19 protein-coding genes and 1 pseudogene are annotated in these 15,496 nt (G+C 59.8%); 1 reads left to right on the top strand and 19 read right to left on the bottom strand.

The features are described from left to right. Positions 1 to 33 precede the first annotated feature (33 nt). From queC to AB4Z20_RS03355, 17 genes and pseudogenes are all read right to left on the bottom strand, one after another. Positions 34 to 708, bottom strand: coding sequence for a 7-cyano-7-deazaguanine synthase QueC (queC, locus tag AB4Z20_RS03435; protein WP_320390548.1), 675 nt, complete (start codon positions 706 to 708; stop codon positions 34 to 36). Positions 709 to 727: 19 nt separating this feature from the next. After that, positions 728 to 1,375: a 7-carboxy-7-deazaguanine synthase QueE gene (gene queE / locus AB4Z20_RS03430; protein WP_003205025.1), complete on the bottom strand. Its 648-nt coding sequence runs from the start codon at positions 1,373 to 1,375 to the stop codon at positions 728 to 730. Positions 1,376 to 1,541: 166 nt separating this feature from the next. After that, a complete protein-coding gene (ybgF, locus tag AB4Z20_RS03425; RefSeq protein ID WP_038856000.1) occupies positions 1,542 to 2,381 on the bottom strand; it encodes a tol-pal system protein YbgF in 840 nt (279 codons plus the stop codon). 6 nt (positions 2,382 to 2,387) lie between these two features. Continuing rightward, positions 2,388 to 2,885 carry a peptidoglycan-associated lipoprotein Pal gene (gene pal / locus AB4Z20_RS03420; RefSeq protein WP_003205029.1) on the bottom strand — a complete coding sequence of 166 codons (498 nt, stop codon included), beginning with the start codon at positions 2,883 to 2,885 and terminating at the stop codon, positions 2,388 to 2,390. 52 nt (positions 2,886 to 2,937) lie between these two features. After that, positions 2,938 to 4,239, bottom strand: a complete 1,302-nt coding sequence (gene tolB, locus AB4Z20_RS03415; protein WP_408980818.1) for a Tol-Pal system beta propeller repeat protein TolB — start codon at positions 4,237 to 4,239, stop codon at positions 2,938 to 2,940. Further along, positions 4,236 to 5,315, bottom strand: a complete 1,080-nt coding sequence (gene tolA, locus AB4Z20_RS03410) for a cell envelope integrity protein TolA (protein WP_253477570.1) — start codon at positions 5,313 to 5,315, stop codon at positions 4,236 to 4,238. The genes tolB and tolA overlap by 4 nt, the downstream gene beginning before the upstream one ends. Next, the gene (gene tolR / locus AB4Z20_RS03405; RefSeq protein WP_161796096.1) at positions 5,315 to 5,767 is read right to left on the bottom strand and encodes a protein TolR; all 453 of its coding nucleotides are present in this window, start codon (positions 5,765 to 5,767) and stop codon (positions 5,315 to 5,317) included. The genes tolA and tolR overlap by 1 nt, the downstream gene beginning before the upstream one ends. A gap of 23 nt (positions 5,768 to 5,790) precedes the next feature. After that, complete coding sequence (tolQ, locus tag AB4Z20_RS03400; protein WP_003205035.1) at positions 5,791 to 6,486, bottom strand: protein TolQ; 696 nt, start codon at positions 6,484 to 6,486, stop codon at positions 5,791 to 5,793. Next, complete coding sequence (ybgC, locus tag AB4Z20_RS03395) at positions 6,476 to 6,943, bottom strand: tol-pal system-associated acyl-CoA thioesterase (protein ID WP_003205037.1); 468 nt, start codon at positions 6,941 to 6,943, stop codon at positions 6,476 to 6,478. The genes tolQ and ybgC overlap by 11 nt, the downstream gene beginning before the upstream one ends. Before the next feature lie 127 nt (positions 6,944 to 7,070). Then, positions 7,071 to 8,132: a Holliday junction branch migration DNA helicase RuvB gene (gene ruvB / locus AB4Z20_RS03390; protein ID WP_003178599.1), complete on the bottom strand. Its 1,062-nt coding sequence runs from the start codon at positions 8,130 to 8,132 to the stop codon at positions 7,071 to 7,073. After that, positions 8,133 to 8,741 (bottom strand): Holliday junction branch migration protein RuvA, encoded by a 609-nt coding sequence (gene ruvA / locus AB4Z20_RS03385; protein ID WP_058542614.1) that lies wholly within the window; start codon positions 8,739 to 8,741, stop codon positions 8,133 to 8,135. It lies immediately after the preceding gene. Positions 8,742 to 8,856: 115 nt separating this feature from the next. Further along, on the bottom strand, positions 8,857 to 9,381 hold the full coding sequence (gene ruvC, locus AB4Z20_RS03380) for a crossover junction endodeoxyribonuclease RuvC (RefSeq protein ID WP_003178595.1): 525 nt from the start codon (positions 9,379 to 9,381) through the stop codon (positions 8,857 to 8,859). 196 nt (positions 9,382 to 9,577) lie between these two features. Continuing rightward, entirely contained in the window at positions 9,578 to 10,324 is a 747-nt protein-coding gene (locus AB4Z20_RS03375; protein WP_018614256.1) for a YebC/PmpR family DNA-binding transcriptional regulator, read from the bottom strand. A 120-nt stretch (positions 10,325 to 10,444) separates the two neighbouring features. Further along, entirely contained in the window at positions 10,445 to 12,220 is a 1,776-nt protein-coding gene (aspS, locus tag AB4Z20_RS03370) for an aspartate--tRNA ligase (protein WP_014339921.1), read from the bottom strand. Between the two features lie 75 nt (positions 12,221 to 12,295). Next, on the bottom strand, positions 12,296 to 12,517 hold the full coding sequence (locus AB4Z20_RS03365) for an FmdB family zinc ribbon protein (RefSeq protein ID WP_003178589.1): 222 nt from the start codon (positions 12,515 to 12,517) through the stop codon (positions 12,296 to 12,298). 207 nt (positions 12,518 to 12,724) lie between these two features. After that, positions 12,725 to 13,066, bottom strand: a complete 342-nt coding sequence (locus tag AB4Z20_RS03360) for a ribbon-helix-helix domain-containing protein (RefSeq protein ID WP_214509416.1) — start codon at positions 13,064 to 13,066, stop codon at positions 12,725 to 12,727. Between the two features lie 147 nt (positions 13,067 to 13,213). Beyond that, positions 13,214 to 13,342: pseudogene (locus AB4Z20_RS03355) on the bottom strand (hypothetical protein); the annotation flags it as partial. A gap of 222 nt (positions 13,343 to 13,564) precedes the next feature. On the opposite strand from AB4Z20_RS03355, the gene AB4Z20_RS03350 reads away from it, so the two are divergent. Then, a complete protein-coding gene (locus tag AB4Z20_RS03350) occupies positions 13,565 to 14,170 on the top strand; it encodes a cold-shock protein (RefSeq protein WP_003205048.1) in 606 nt (201 codons plus the stop codon). 77 nt (positions 14,171 to 14,247) lie between these two features. Here AB4Z20_RS03350 and AB4Z20_RS03345 read toward each other — a convergent pair whose 3' ends face one another. Both AB4Z20_RS03345 and AB4Z20_RS03340 read right to left on the bottom strand, forming a co-directional pair. Next, positions 14,248 to 14,454 (bottom strand): SlyX family protein, encoded by a 207-nt coding sequence (locus AB4Z20_RS03345; protein ID WP_253477576.1) that lies wholly within the window; start codon positions 14,452 to 14,454, stop codon positions 14,248 to 14,250. Positions 14,455 to 14,457: 3 nt separating this feature from the next. Beyond that, positions 14,458 to 14,883 carry an HIT family protein gene (locus AB4Z20_RS03340; RefSeq protein ID WP_253477579.1) on the bottom strand — a complete coding sequence of 142 codons (426 nt, stop codon included), beginning with the start codon at positions 14,881 to 14,883 and terminating at the stop codon, positions 14,458 to 14,460. Positions 14,884 to 15,496 lie beyond the last annotated feature (613 nt).

Below are 15,496 nucleotides of genomic sequence, written 5' to 3'. Positions count from 1 at the left end.
CTAAGGACTATTCAACACCTAATTTGAAATAAATCAAAAATAACGGGTTGGATCGCTCACACCCGCCGCCGCAAAGCCTTCTGCGCGCAGGCGGCAGCTGTCGCACTTGCCGCAAGCACGGCCCTGATCGTCGGCCTGATAGCAGGAAACAGTGAGCCCGTAGTCCACGCCAAGCTTCACACCGGCCTTGACGATGTCGGCCTTGCTGAGATTCTGCAACGGCGCCTGGATGCGGAAACCCTGCCCTTCTACGCCGGCCTTGGTCGCCAGGTTCGCCATGCGCTCGAAGGCTTCGACGAACTCCGGGCGGCAATCCGGGTAACCGGAGTAATCCACGGCATTGACGCCGATGAAAATATCACGGGCGCCCAGCACTTCGGCCCAGCCCAATGCCAAGGACAGGAATACGGTGTTACGCGCCGGCACATACGTCACCGGGATGCCTTCGCTAGGCGCCTGCGGCACGTCGATGGAGCTGTCGGTCAAGGCCGAGCCACCAATGCCGTTAAGGTTCAGGCCGATCACTTTGTGTTCCACCACGCCCAGGTCCCGGGCCACTCGCTCGGCAGCGTGCAGTTCTGCGCGGTGGCGCTGACCATAATCGAAACTCATGGTGTAGCAGCGGTACCCCTCGGCATGGGCCATGGCCACGACGGTGGCCGAATCCAGGCCGCCGGACAACAGGATGACCGCACGTTTTTCTGCAATGTTCGAATGTTCAGTCATATCAGCGCCCCGGCTCGTCGTTCCAAAGATATTTATGCAGCTGCAGTTGCAGGCGCACCGGCAGGTTATCCGCCACCACCCAGTCCGCCAGGTCCCGGGCGCTCAAATCGTGATGGCTCGGCGACAACAATACTTCGCCGGCCCGCTGGTCGAGTCCGTACTGGATCAGCTTGGACACGGCCCAGTCGTAATCTTCCCGTGAACAGATCACGAATTTGACCTGATCGTTGGGGGTCAGCAACTCGATATTCTCGTAACGGTTGCGATGCGCTTCCTTGGAGCCTGGAGTTTTCAGGTCCACGACGCGACTGACGCGCGGGTCGACAGCCGAGATATCCAAGGCGCCGCTGGTTTCCAGGGAAACCTCGTAACCGGCATCACACAACTGCTTGAGCAAGGGGATGGCGTTGGGTTGCGCCAATGGCTCGCCGCCCGTGACGCAGACATAACGCGGACGATAACTGGCCACTTGCTCAAGGATATCGTCGAGGGTTCGCAAGGTGCCGCCGCTGAACGCATAGGCACTGTCGCAGTATTGGCAACGCAACGGGCAACCGGTGAGGCGCACAAATACTGTGGGCAGCCCAGCCGTCCGTGTTTCACCCTGCAACGAGTAAAAAACTTCGGTGATTCTCAATGTGTCTTGCATAGTCGCCACGGGCGTAACAGCTAAACAGGCTGTCCGCCTCCGTCAGGCACTTCAAGGAACCCCGCCAACGCGCAGATCCCAAAAAGCGTGTTTCATAAAAAGGGCGTGAATTCTAACGAAAAAACCCGCGACAGGCGCGGGTTTCTTCAAAACAGGTCAAGCCAGCTTACATGCGTTGCAGATCACGCTGGGCCAACTGGGCGGCGGATGTACCCGGATATTGGGCCACCACCTGCTGCAGAATGCCTTTTACCTTGTCGGTGTGACCGAGGCGGCGCTCTACATCAGCCAGCTTGTACAGCGAATCCGGCACCTTGGCGTGCTTGGGATACAGTTGCGAAACCTTGGCGAATGCCTGGCCGGCACCTTGCAGGTCGCCCTTGGCCAGGTTCACTTCGCCCAACCAGTATTGGGCATTGCCCGCGTACTGGCTGTTTGGGTATTTGCGCAGGAAAGCGGCAAAGGCCTGGCTGGCCTTGTCGAAATCCTTGGCCTTGATCAGGTCGAAGGCAGCATCGTAATAGAGCTTTTCCTTCGCCGGATCAGCCGGCTCGCCACCGGCGGCAGGTGCTGCGGGAGCAGCTGCCCCCGCGCCTGCGGCTGCACCGGGGGCGTTCAAGTCGCCACCGGCAGGAGAATTCTCAGGAGTCGCGGCAGGTGCAGGTGCAACGCCGGTTCCTATGCGCCGATCAAGATCCTGGTATCGCTCCAGGTTTTCCTGCTTCATGCGCGAAATATCATTCTGCAGAACTTCGATCACGCCTTGCTGGCGCGAAAGCTGATCCTGCATTTGCTGGAGCTGGTTGAACAGCTCGCCCTGTGCCGAGACAGGGGCCGAAACCCCTCCCCCGGCATAGGCGCCGTTCGTACCGTAACCTGCAGGCGGATAGCTGCTCCCGCTATTGTTATAGCCGGCATCGTTATCGACCACAGGAACCGCAGCCCACGCCGCAAGCGGCGCGAGGCTGAGAGCCAGAACAGTTACAGCACGACGGCACGTTCGCATGACGAATTACTTACGCAGTTCGACGCGACGGTTTTGAGCCCAGGACTGCTCGTCGTTGCCGGTAGCAACTGGACGCTCTTCGCCGTAGGAAACCAGTTCCAGCTGAGCTGGGGAAACACCTTGCAGTACCAGGTAGCGTTGAACGGCTTTCGCACGACGCTCGCCCAGTGCCATGTTGTACTCACGAGTACCACGTTCGTCGGTGTTGCCTTCCAGAACAACGCGAGCGCCGTTCGACTTCAGGTCTTTGGCGTGAACGTCCAGAGCGCGCATGGCTTCTGGCTTCAGGTCCGAGCTGTCGTATTCGAAGTAGAAGGTGGTGATTGCGCGCAGAGCAGCTTCTTCGCTCAGGGAGCCGTCAACTGCACCGGTGTTAGCGCCGTAACCAGCGTTTGGATCAACAGCGCCTTCACCGGCATTGTCGCCGCCTTTGGACGAGCAACCTACAGCTACAGCCATGGCCAGAGCCAGCGCAGCAAATTTACCAAACTTCAGCATTTCCATCGTGAAACTCCTAATGAACCCCAGTGTGTTAAGTAAAACGTATAGCGCCGCGTCAGTTCAGGTAAGGGGACCAGGACGGTTCTCTGACTTCGCCTTGAGCGGTAGGAAGCGGGAGCCTCACGCGTCCATTAATGGACACGAGCATCAAGACTCCCCGGCCCTGCTGGCGGGTGGCGTAGATTACCATGGTGCCGTTGGGCGCAACAGTGGGTGACTCGTCCAGAGTGCTATCAGTGAGGATTTTTACGCTACCGCGCTGCAAATCCTGGGCCGCCACCTTGAAATTAGTGAAACCATCCTGGCGATGGATCATCACCAGGGTCTTTTCATCTGCCGACAGTTTAGGGTTGGCGTTGTAGTTACCGACGAACGTCACGCGTTCGGCACCGCCACCACCAGCACTGGTCTTGTAGATCTGTGGTTTGCCGCCACGGTCGGAGGTGAAGTAGATGGTCGAGCCATCCTTGCCCCAGAACGGTTCGGTGTTGATACCCGGGCCATTGGTGACGCGGGAGATCGAACGCGAAGCCAGGTTCATCACATAAATGTCCGGGTTACCGTCCTTGGACAGTACGAACGCCAGGCGCGAACCGTCCGGCGACCAGGCTGGCGCGCCATTCAGGCCTTCGAAGTTGGTGATCTGCTCACGACGACCAGTGTCGATGTGCTGCACGAAAATGCGCGGACGCTTCTGCTCGAACGAGACATAGGCGATGCGCTTGCCATCGGGGGCGAAGCGCGGCGACAGGATCGGCTCGCGCGATTGCAGCAAGGTCACCGCACGCGCGCCGTCATAGTCGGAGCGCTGCAGGGTGTAGCGGGTGTTGTTCTCGGAGAAACGCTCGGCCGTCACGTAGAGCATGCGCGTGGAGAACGCGCCCTTGATGCCGGTGAGTTTCTCGAACGACTGGTCGGCGATGTAGTGCGACATGTCGCGCAGCTGATCGACACTGCCCGACACGCTGCCGGTCAGCACTTGCTGTTCGGTGGCGACGTTGAACAGGGCGTACTGCACCTGCAGGCGACCGCCAGCCGGAACGATGCTGCCGACCATGATGTACTGGGCGCCCAGGGCCTTCCAGTCACGGTAGATGACTTCGCTGACCTGGGTCGGCAGGCTGATCATGTTCTGCTTCGGAATCGGCGCGTAGTAACCCGAGTTGCGCAGGTCGTTGCCGATGATTTCCGCCATGTCGTCCGGCAGGACGCTACCGCCCTGCCAGCCGAACGGTACGACGGCGATCGGGGTCGCCCGGTCGCTGCCGCTGGTGACCAGGATGTTCTTTTCCTCTGCTACCGCTATCCCTGCCAGGCAGCAGATAACGACCAGCATTGATCGAAGAAGGTTTCTCACAAGGCTAGATCCTCAGGTGTGAATGTCATCTTGAATGAACGATAGGGAGCAAAGTCGCTCGGTTTCATTCCTTGCATTTCCGTCAATCGCCCAATGTTCTTGACCGCTGCGACCGCCGAAGCGTCGAACGGACCGTCACCACTGGACTTGGCGACGCTGACCGAGGTAACCGTACCGTCGGGCAACATGCCGATTTGCAATACTACCGTCATGCCTTTGCGCGCCGAAGGGGGACGAGCCCAGCCTTCTGCCGCTCGTGCGCGAATCAAGTCATCGTAGCTGCCGGCGACTTCATCGCCCTGCTCATCAGCCAATGCCTGCTGGCGCTCCGGCGTGTCGGAAAGCAGATCTGCCAAGGCCTGGGCCTTTTTGTCTTCGGCGGATTTACGCGCTGCGTCCTGGGCCTTTTTCTTGGCGGCGTCGGCGGCGGCTTTCTTCTTCGCGTCCTCGGCGACTTTCTTTTTCGCCTCGTCAGCTTCAGCTTTTTTCTTGGCGTCTTCGGCGGCTTTCTTCTTCGCGTCCTCGACGATCTTCTTCTTCGCTTCTTCAGCGGCCGCTTTCTTGGCCTCTTCTTCAGCAGCTTTCTTGGCTTCTTCTTCGGCTTTCTTCTTGGCTATATCAGCCAATTGTTTCTCTTCTGCCTTTTTGGCCTCGGCGGTTTTCTTCGCTTCGTCGGCTTTCTTGGCTTCGTCAGCCTTTTTCGCCTCGTCCGCTTTCTTCGCCTCATCGGCCTTCTTGGCTTCCTCGGCCTTTTGAGCCGCGTCCTCTTTCTTTTGTTCCGCAGCCTTTATCGCTTCCTGCTCGACCTTCTTCTGCTCCATCTGCTCGACTTCAGTCTGGCGCGCGGCGGATTTCTTCGCCTCACCGGCAAGCTTCTGGTTGGTCTGGGTGGTCGCCTGGCTTTTCGACTTGAGCTGGTACAACGTCGCCTGCACGATCGGCTTGGCCGGCGGCAGCTCAGGGGTCATGGCAAAACTGACGAACAGCATGCCGAACACCAGTACGTGCAGACCGATTGCCAGGACACTAGGCCAGAAGTAGCTTTCCGAGGCGGACGGCTCTCGCTGTTGCTGCATCAGGGGGCCTCGGTGATCAAGCCAACATTACCGACCCCGGCTTTCTGCAGGCCGCCCATGGCGCCCATCACGGCACCGTAGTCGACGGTCTTGTCACCGCGAATGAAGACCTGCGTGCGCTTGCCTGCATCGTTGCCGACACGAATGATCTTGGTCACCGCATCGGTCATCTGCGGCAAGGTCATGGCCCGGTCCTGCTGCTTCTCGGTGTCGACTTCGCTGCCAAGGTTCCAGTAGTAGGTCTTGTCAGCCTTGATCGAAATGGTCAGTACCTGGGTGTTGTTGTCCTGCGGCAAGGCTTCGCTGGAAACCTTGGGCAGATCGACCTTCACGCCCTGATTGAGCATCGGCGCGGTCACCATGAAGATGACCAGCAGCACCAACATCACGTCGATGTAGGGCACCACGTTCATCTCGGCAACCGGCTTGCGCTTGTTTCGGGCTCGAGCGATTAAAGCCATGGGGAAATACCTGCTTATTCTTCGCTGGTGTGCACTTTGCGGTGCAGGATCGCCTGGAATTCATCGGCGAAGGTGTAGTAACGGCTGGTCAGCGCTTCGCTACGGGCAGCGAAGCGGTTGTAGGCGATCACGGCTGGAATGGCCGCGAACAGGCCGATGGCGGTGGCGACCAGCGCCTCGGCAATACCCGGGGCCACGGTGGCCAGGGTCGCTTGTTGGGCAGAGGCCAGGCCACGGAAGGAGTTCATGATCCCCCACACGGTGCCGAACAGACCGATGTACGGGCTGACCGAACCGACGGTGGCGAGGAACGACAGGCCCTGTTCGAGTTTTTCTTCCTCGCGGGAGATGGCCACGCGCATGGCACGGGCCACGCCCTCCATCACCGCTTCCGGGTCAACCCCTGGCTGCTGGCGCAGACGGGAGAATTCCTTGAAGCCGGCACGGAAGATCTGCTCCACGCCCGAATCCGGGTCCGGGTTGCTCCCGGCCTGACGGTAGAGCTTGGACAGGTCGATGCCGGACCAGAAGCGCTCTTCGAAGCTCTCCAGGGCACGGCGACCGGCGCGCAGCATGTTGCTGCGCTGAAAAATCATGATCCATGAGGTCACCGATGCGGCTACCAGGATCAGCATTACCAACTGCACCACGACGCTGGCATTGCTGACCAAGCTCCACATGGAGGTATGGTCGACGACGTTAGCTTCCACGCTTTATCTCCTGCTCTGAGTGTGTACCCGCGCCGCTCACGCCGGCAAAGGCCGCACGTAGAGCTTCGGGAATGGCCCGGGGTTTCAAACTATGGGTGCGCACACAGGCCACCAAAAACTGCCCTTCACAGAGCAGCACGTTATCCGTAGCCCGCCTGACCTGCTGCTTGAAACGCAGGCTGACACGGTTCAATTCGATGACATCGGCACTTACCACCAGTTCGTCGTCCAGTCGCGCCGGCGCGTGGTAGCGCGCTTCGCTGGAATGCACGACGAATAACAGGTCCTCCCCTGCCAGCGCGGATTGGGCAAAACCCAGTTCCCGCAGCCGTTCGGTTCGAGCCCGTTCCATAAACTTGAGGTAATTGACGTAGTAGACGATGCCGCCAGCATCGGTGTCCTCGTAATAAACGCGACAGCGATGTGCGAACGACTCCAGCCCGTTTTGCGCGCGCATACTCTAGTGCTTACTCCTCAGGTTGCCAATCGGCCAGGCAACTGTTTTTTCATTCTCGAACGCATTGACGCTCCAGGCGTCGTCTGGGACAGCACGAACTGGAAAAAAGTCGGCGTACAGAGCTCGTTCAATCGTCCACGGCATCGAGGAATTCGTCTACCACCGGCATCTCACCCATTCGTGTCGGGATGTTTAAGCCAAAATGCAGATAAGCATGACGGGTCACCACGCGCCCGCGAGGGGTACGCATGATGTAGCCCTGCTGGATCAGGTACGGTTCCAGCACATCTTCAATGGTGTGGCGCTCTTCACTGATGGCCGCGGCCAGGCTGTCCACGCCCACCGGGCCACCGTCGAACTTCTCGATCATGGTCAGCAGCAGGCGCCGGTCCTGGTGGTCGAAACCACGCTCGTCGATGTCCAGCAGGTTCAACGCCAGGTCGGCAATCGGCTTGGTGATGTGGCCCTTGGCCCGGACTTCGGCAAAATCCCGGACCCGGCGCAGCAGGCGGTTGGCGATCCGCGGCGTGCCCCGGGCACGCCGGGCGATCTCATACGCACCGTCCGGGTCCAGCGGCAACCCGAGGATGCCCGCCGAGCGGCTGACAATCGTCGCCAGGTCGGCGTTGTTGTAGAACTCCAGGCGCTGGACGATACCGAAGCGGTCCCGCAACGGGTTGGTCAGCATGCCAGCGCGGGTGGTGGCGCCCACCAGGGTGAAGGGCGGCAGGTCCAACTTGATGGAGCGTGCCGCCGGCCCTTCGCCGATCATGATGTCGAGCTGGAAATCTTCCATGGCCGGGTACAGCACTTCCTCGACGATCGGCGACAGCCGATGGATTTCGTCGATGAACAGCACATCATGGGGCTCAAGGTTGGTCAGCAGCGCCGCCAGGTCGCCAGGCCGCTCCAGGACCGGCCCGGACGTGCTCTTGATCGAGACGCCCATTTCCTGGGCAATGATGTTGGCCAGGGTGGTCTTGCCCAGGCCCGGCGGGCCGAAGATCAAGGTGTGGTCCAGCGACTCGCTGCGCCCACGGGCGGCCTGGATGAACAATTCCATCTGCTCGCGCACGGTCGGTTGACCGATGTAGTCGGCCAGGCTGACAGGACGAATCGCGCGGTCCTGGATTTCCTCGCGGTCACGGGGCGCGCCCGTGGCGGCGATCAGGCGGTCAGCTTCAATCACTTAAATCATTCCCTTCAGGGCACGACGAATCATGTCTTCAGTGCTCAGGCCTTTTTCCTTGATAGCGGAAATCGCCTTGCTGGCTTCCTGCGGCTTGTAGCCCAGGGAGATCAGCGCGGTGACTGCATCGTTTTCGGCGCTGACCGCAGGCGCAGGCGCGTCCGGCTGGTTCGGCACCAGGGCAAACATCGCCGGCACCGCCTCCCAGGCCTTGAAACGGTCCTTGAGTTCGACCAGCAGGCGCTCGGCGGTTTTCTTGCCCACACCCGGCACCTTGGTCAGGGCCGAGGTGTCCTGGGACTGCACACAACGCACCAATTCATCGACTTCCAGGCTCGACATCAAGGCCAGGGCCAGTTTCGGGCCGACGCCATTGAGACGGATCAGTTCGCGAAAGAAGTCCCGCTCGCGCTTGCCGACAAAGCCATAGAGTAACTGCGCATCCTCGCGCACGACCAAATGGGTGTGCAGGGTCAGCGGCTCGCCGACCGACGGCAAGCGATACAGCGTGGTCATGGGCACTTCCAGCTCATAGCCCAGGCCGTTTACATCCAGAATCAGGTGCGGCGGCTGTTTTTCAGCCAGGGTGCCGCGCAAGCGTCCAATCACGTTTCAGATCCTTGGGTGTTGGCCAGCCTGCTGGCTGGCGAGTAACAGCCCGGGCATGAAGGCCGACGACACAGGCGCAAGATGCTCGGGCTCACGAAAGATTGCGCTGATGCTATCAGAGACGCAGGCGCCCGCCACGACTGCGTGCGGTTCCCAGGCCGTGAGGCAACAGGCTGGAACGGGTATGGGCATGGCAAATGGCAATGGCCAGGGCGTCGGAGGCATCGATCTGCGGCTTGCTGACCAGTTTCAACAGGTGCATCACCATCATTTGCACCTGCTCCTTGTTCGCCGCCCCGGTTCCGACGACTGCCTGCTTGACCTGGGTCGCGCTGTACTCGGCGATTTCCAGGTTTTCCTCGGCGCCGGCAACGATTGCCGCGCCCCGGGCCTGTCCCAGCTTCAAGGCCGAGTCGGCGTTGCGCGCCATGAAAACCTTTTCGATGCCCATGGTGACCGGGCCGTAGGTCTGGATAACTTCGCGAACGCCGCGATAAACAATCTGCAAGCGCTCGTGCAGTTCACCCGCCCCGGTGCGGATGCAACCGGACGCGACGTACACGCAGCCGCGCCCGGTGTCGCGAACCACACCGTAGCCGGTGATGCGCGAACCAGGGTCGATACCAAGGATTAAAGTCATAGCGCCTGCGAAAGGTAGTGCGATTGCAAGAGGATACAGCTCATCAAAGACTTGCAGTGAATCCGTGGCGAGGGAGCTTGCTCCCGCTGGGCTGCGCAGCAGACCCTTCTTTGTGAGTGCTTCGCACTCAAGCGGGAGCAAGCTCCCTCGCCACGATGATTTCAAGCAAACTTTAAGTGAGCGGCATTTACGCCTGTCAGCCGAGCTGTTCAGCCACCGACTCCGGGATATCCGCGTTAGAGTAGACGTTCTGCACATCGTCCAGGTCTTCAAGCATGTCGATCAGCTTGAGCACCTTCTCGGCGCCTTCCAGGTCCAGTTCGGCACTGGTGGTCGGCTGCATGACGATCTCTGCGTCGGCAGGCTTGAAGCCGGCCGCCTCCAGGGCGTTGCGCACGGCATAGAAGCTGGCGAACGAAGTGAACACGTCGAACGAGCCGTCTTCGTGGCTGACCACGTCATCGGCGTCGGCCTCCAAGGCCGCTTCCGTCAGGGCATCTTCATCGAGGCCCGGCGCGAAGCTGATCTGCCCCTTGCGCTCGAACAGATAGGCCACCGAGCCGTCGGTGCCCAGGTTGCCACCGCATTTGCTGAACGCGTGACGCACGGCGGCGGCAGTACGGTTGCGGTTGTCGGTCATGCATTCGACCATCACCGCCACACCGCCCGGGCCATAACCTTCGTAGGTCAGCTCTTCAACGTTGTCGGCCTCGGTCGCACCGGCGCCACGGGCGATGGCCCGGTCGATGATGTCACGGCTCATGTTGGCACCCAGCGCCTTGTCCAGGGCCAGGCGCAAGCGCGGGTTGGAACCCGGGTCGCCGCCACCCTGGCGGGCCGCGACCGTCAGCTCACGGATCCACTTGGTGAAGATCTTGCCTCTCTTGGCATCCTGACGTTCTTTGCGGTGCTTGATGTTCGCCCACTTGGAATGACCTGCCATAACTCGCTCCGTTTCTCTTTGGAACATTGCCCGCCCTGCGCGCACGCAGTGGCCGGCAATCAGAAATATCGACCCCAATGAAAAGGCGCATCCGAAGATGCGCCCTCTCAGGTGCCAGCCTTACTCAGCCTTTGGCTGTTCACGCAGACGAATGTGCAACTCGCGCAATGCCTTGGCGTCCACCACACCCGGCGCCTGGGTCATGACATCGGCCGCGCTCTGGGTTTTCGGGAACGCGATCACTTCACGGATCGACTGGGCGCCGGTCATCAGCATCACCAGGCGGTCCAGGCCGAAGGCCAGGCCACCGTGGGGCGGTGCACCGTATTTCAGGGCGTCGAGCAGGAAGCCGAACTTCTCTTCCTGCTCGGCTTCGTTGATGCCCAGCAGGCGGAACACGGCCTGTTGCATTTCCTTGCGATGGATACGGATCGAACCGCCACCCAGCTCGGTGCCGTTCAGGACCATGTCGTAAGCGCGCGACAGAGCGGTGGCCGGGTTGGCCTCCAACTCTTGCGGCGAGCACTTCGGCGCGGTGAACGGGTGGTGCAGCGCCGAGAAGCTGCCGTCGTCGTTTTCTTCGAACATCGGGAAGTCAACGACCCACATTGGCGCCCACTCGCAAGTCAGCAGCTTCAGGTCGTGACCCAGCTTGATGCGCAGCGCGCCCAGGGCTTCGCTGACGATCTTGGCCTTGTCGGCGCCGAAGAACACGATGTCGCCGTCAACCGCGCCCACGCGATCGAGGATCACATTGAGGTTGGCTTCAGGGATGTTTTTCACGATCGGCGATTGCAGGCCATCAACACCCGCGGCGCGCTCGTTGACCTTGATGTAGGCCAGCCCCTTGGCACCGTAGATGCCGACGAACTTGGTGTAGTCGTCGATCTGCTTGCGCGGCATGCTGGCCCCGCCAGGAACGCGCAGAGCTGCGATACGGCATTTCGGGTCGTTGGCCGGGCCGCTGAACACCTTGAAATCCACTTCCTTGAGCTGGTCAGCCACGTCCACCAGCTCCAGCGGGTTACGCAGGTCCGGCTTGTCGGAACCGTAGCGGCGCATGGCCTCTTCGAAGGTCATGTGCGGGAACTCGCCGAATTCCAGACCCAGCACTTCCTTGAACAGGTTGCGGATCATGCCTTCGGTCAGGCCCATGATGTCTTTTTCGTCGAGGAAGCTGGTCTCGATGTCGATCTGAGTGAACTCAGGCTGACGGTCGGCACGCAGGTCTTCGTCGCGGAAGCACTTGGCGATCTGGTAATAGCGGTCGAACCCGGCAACCATCAGCAGTTGCTTGAACAGCTGTGGCGATTGCGGCAAGGCGAAGAAGCTGCCGGGGTGGGTACGGCTCGGTACCAGGTAGTCGCGGGCGCCTTCCGGCGTGGCGCGGGTCAGGATCGGCGTCTCGACGTCGAGGAAGCCGTTCTCGTCCAGGTAACGACGGATGCTGGTGGTCATGCGCGAACGCAGGCGCAGCTTCTCGGCCATTTCCGGGCGACGCAGGTCGATGAAGCGGTAGCGCAGGCGGGTTTCTTCGCCCACGTCGGAGTATTCGTTGAGCGGGAACGGCGGGGTTTCCGATTCGTTGAGCACTTCCAGTTCGTAGCCCAGCACTTCGATCATGCCAGACGCCATGTTGGCGTTGCCGGCGCCAGCCGGGCGCAGACGCACCTTGCCGGTGACCTTGACCACGTATTCGCTGCGCACGCGGTCGGCGGCGGCGAAGGTTTCAGCGCGGTCCGGATCGAACACCACCTGGGCCAGGCCTTCACGATCACGGATATCGAGGAAAATCACCCCGCCATGGTCACGGCGACGATGGACCCATCCGCAAAGAGTAACTTCCTGACCTTCCAGGCTTTCGTTCAGTTGGCCGCAATAATGGCTGCGCATCATGATAGTGGTTTCACTTCTCGTAATTCGAAATTCGGTTGGAGGACCTGCCCGTGCAAGCACTCGCGCGTGTTCAACTCAATCAGCTTTGTCGCCACCGGCCAAATTCTTCTTGGCGCCGGTCTTGAAGTCGGTTTCATACCAGCCTGTGCCGCCGAGGCGGAAACCAGGCATGGACAGCATCTTTTTCAGTTCTGGCGCCTGGCAGGCAGGGCAGTCGACCAGCGGTGCCGCGCTGATCTTTTGAATGGCTTCCATCTGATGACCACAGGAAGCACATTGATAGTCGTACATCGGCATGGGGTTGTCTCGGCGATCAGGTTACTCGCGCAAAGGCTGGGCTTTGCGGCAAAGAGCGGGATTATATCCATTAAATGCGGCCTGTGCAGCCGTAAGACCGCGTGTAGGAGCTGACGAGTGCAACGAGGCTGCGATCTTGCCCCAGACACTTGAGTCGCAAGCGAAAAATCAAGATCAAGATCAAAAGATCGCAGCCTTCGGCAGCTCCTACGCCCCACCATGCTCCATCCCGGCGTCCTTCAAGCTGTGCACCACGCAGACCACACGCACCAGCGCGCTGAAATTGCGCACCCCGCCATGGCGCAGGTGCACCTCCCTGTCGACATGGGACAACAACGTACTGATGGAACAGCGGTTGAGCTGGGCCATGTCGCCGAGGATATCCCAATAGACCTGTTCCAGCCGCAGACAGGTGGCGAACCCGTTCAGACGAATGGATCGGGCCAGGGGACGCACCAGCTGCATGTCGAACCCCCTGACGAACGGATCGACGCGGATGGACTGAAAGCGTCCACGCACACCCTCCTCCGGTTCTTTTCCTTGAATCATACCGTTGACACTCCTTTGCCATACGAGCCTCTCAGTTGGAACACTCCATCTGTGGCTCTATGGAAGCTCAACGGCATCGCCAGTTCCAGACGACTTTATGACCATGGGCGTAGGACAAGCCAACAGCAGGCAGGCGACGAATTACGTCGTCCTACACGCCGCACGCTGGGAATGTGGCCCACGCCACGTCATCACTTGCCGGATCATGTCTTCGGCACCCGGCACGCCTCCCTCTTCTTTAATAGAAGAAAGGCGCGCGTACACCGAGTAAGCACCGGCGGGACTTTTCTGGCCGACGAACAGCGCGGTACGTGCCCGTAACGAGTTTGAGAAGGCCGGGGCTTTGCTGTTAAATAGGCAGTGTGTCGCTACGCTTATTTTCCCGGGTGTGGCGCATAGGCTGATTCGGGTACGTGTCCAACGCCTCTCATTGTTTCGAAGCGAACCGCCCCCGACCAGCTCTTCCTTGTGATCTGTCTTAACCGTGAGCCAATCAAAATGTTGAAAATCGTCCACTTGCTAATGGGCGCAGCTGCCCTGCTGCTGTCCTTCATCCCTAGCCTGGGTTCCGAAGCCACACCTTACCTGCAACACCCCGATGCACTGTACCTGGCCTTTTTCGGCCTGCTCAACCTGACCCTTGCACCCGTCATTCCTTACTGGAACAAAGGTCCACGTCACCAACTGCAAAACCTGGTCAGCGCCCTGCTGGTGCTGGCCGTCGCCCTGCAAACCCTGGCCCTGCTGGCGCCCATGCCGGAAATCGGTGGTCAACCGGCCATTCTGTTCAGCCTGGGCGCAGCACTGCTCGCCGTGGCACTGCACCTGGCCGTCAGCTTCTACAAGAAGTCGTCGCCGGCCGCCGCTGCGCAGAACTACGACATGTCCAACCGCGATACCGGCACGGTGAAGTGGTTCAATACGTCCAAGGGGTTCGGCTTCATCTCCCGCGACTCCGGCGATGACATTTTCGTGCATTTCCGGGCCATTCGTGGCGAAGGCCATCGCGTCCTGGTGGAAGGCCAGCGCGTGGAGTTCTCCGTAATGAACCGCGACAAGGGCCTGCAGGCCGAAGATGTGATCGCCGCGCTGCCGCGCCGCTGATCCCAGCGTAAAAAAACCGCGATGCAGCCTGGCTGCTCGCGGTTTTTTATTGCCCGTCAAACGAGAGTCGGGCCCAGTCAGTAGTGAGGCGGCGGCGCCTCTTCTTCGAACGACTCGAACTGCCCGACCATTTCTTCCTGGCGCTTGAGCAACGCCGCCATCTGCAGCTGCAGCCGCTCGACGATCCGCTGCTGCTCCACAAGCACATCGTTCAATGCCTGGATGGTGTCATCCTGAAACGCCAGGCGGCTTTCCAGATCGGTTACGCGGTCTTCAAGGTTCATGGTTCAACCCTCCAGAAACTTGAAATCATCGGTCAAGGCCACTCGCAACCGTTCACGAATGGCCGCGACCTGCCCTGCATTATAAGGCTGGGCCGAGTGCTTGCCCCAGACCGGCGCAGGCCAGGCGGCGTCATCACGCTTACGCACGATGACATGCATGTGCAATTGACTGACAACGTTACCCAAGGTTGCAACGTTCATCTTGTCGGCATCAAACGAATCCTTGAGGGTTTCGGCCAACGCCGTGGTTTCTTTCCACAGCTGCTGTTGATCAGCGTCATCCAATTGAAACAATTCGCTGATATCTTCCCGCCGCGGTACGAGGATGAACCACGGGTAGTTCGAATCGTTGGACAAGAGCAATCGGCACAACGGGAAATCACCGATGGGCAATGTGTCTTGTTGCAGTCGTGGATCTAAAGCGAACACCGCGTGTACTCCTCGCTCGTTATCGGTTCTGCCCGGTTTGGCGGCCCGCAGGCCTGCATCGGACTCAGACGCGCAGCATACCTGCGAACGCCGGATCGATCACTGCGTACCGTCCTGATGCCCGGTCTTCGAATGTTTTTTTCAACACACCGCATCAACCTGTGCAAGCTGACGCACCAACACGGCGCAGGCGGCACGACAGGGTCCTGACAGGACCGTGCCAGGGCTCGGGAAAGGCATCGAGGCTGTAAGATTTTCGTACAGCTTGAAAATTTTTTGCACCAAAACTGCACAGTGCGTCTACGCTCAGTGCACAAAGTATCCGTGATTTACTCACTGGGTAGGGTGAACCGGTAACGTTTTTGATTGTCTTGCCACGTTTGCCGGCGTCAAACACGAGAGCCGCACACGAGTCAACCCTATTTAAAACAAGGCCTTTGGAGCCCGGTTTCATGAGGTTTCACCGAGTCAATCGGTAAAATGTGAAAAAAATGTAAACGAAATCCGGGTTTGAGCATGCTTGTTGCATTCATCCCCGCACTGTCCAAAGGACCCGCCGGAAATGGGAACCTGCCGACATACAAATTAAAGTGGCAAGGCTGCCCTCAGGAGC

Origin of the sequence: Pseudomonas sp. KB_12 (genome assembly GCF_052114545.1) — a bacterium.
In the GTDB taxonomy this organism is placed as follows: Bacteria; Pseudomonadota; Gammaproteobacteria; order Pseudomonadales; family Pseudomonadaceae; genus Aquipseudomonas; species Aquipseudomonas brassicacearum.
The sequence above is the reverse complement of the archived record's forward strand: the minus strand, read 5'-3'. Positions and strand labels throughout refer to the sequence as shown.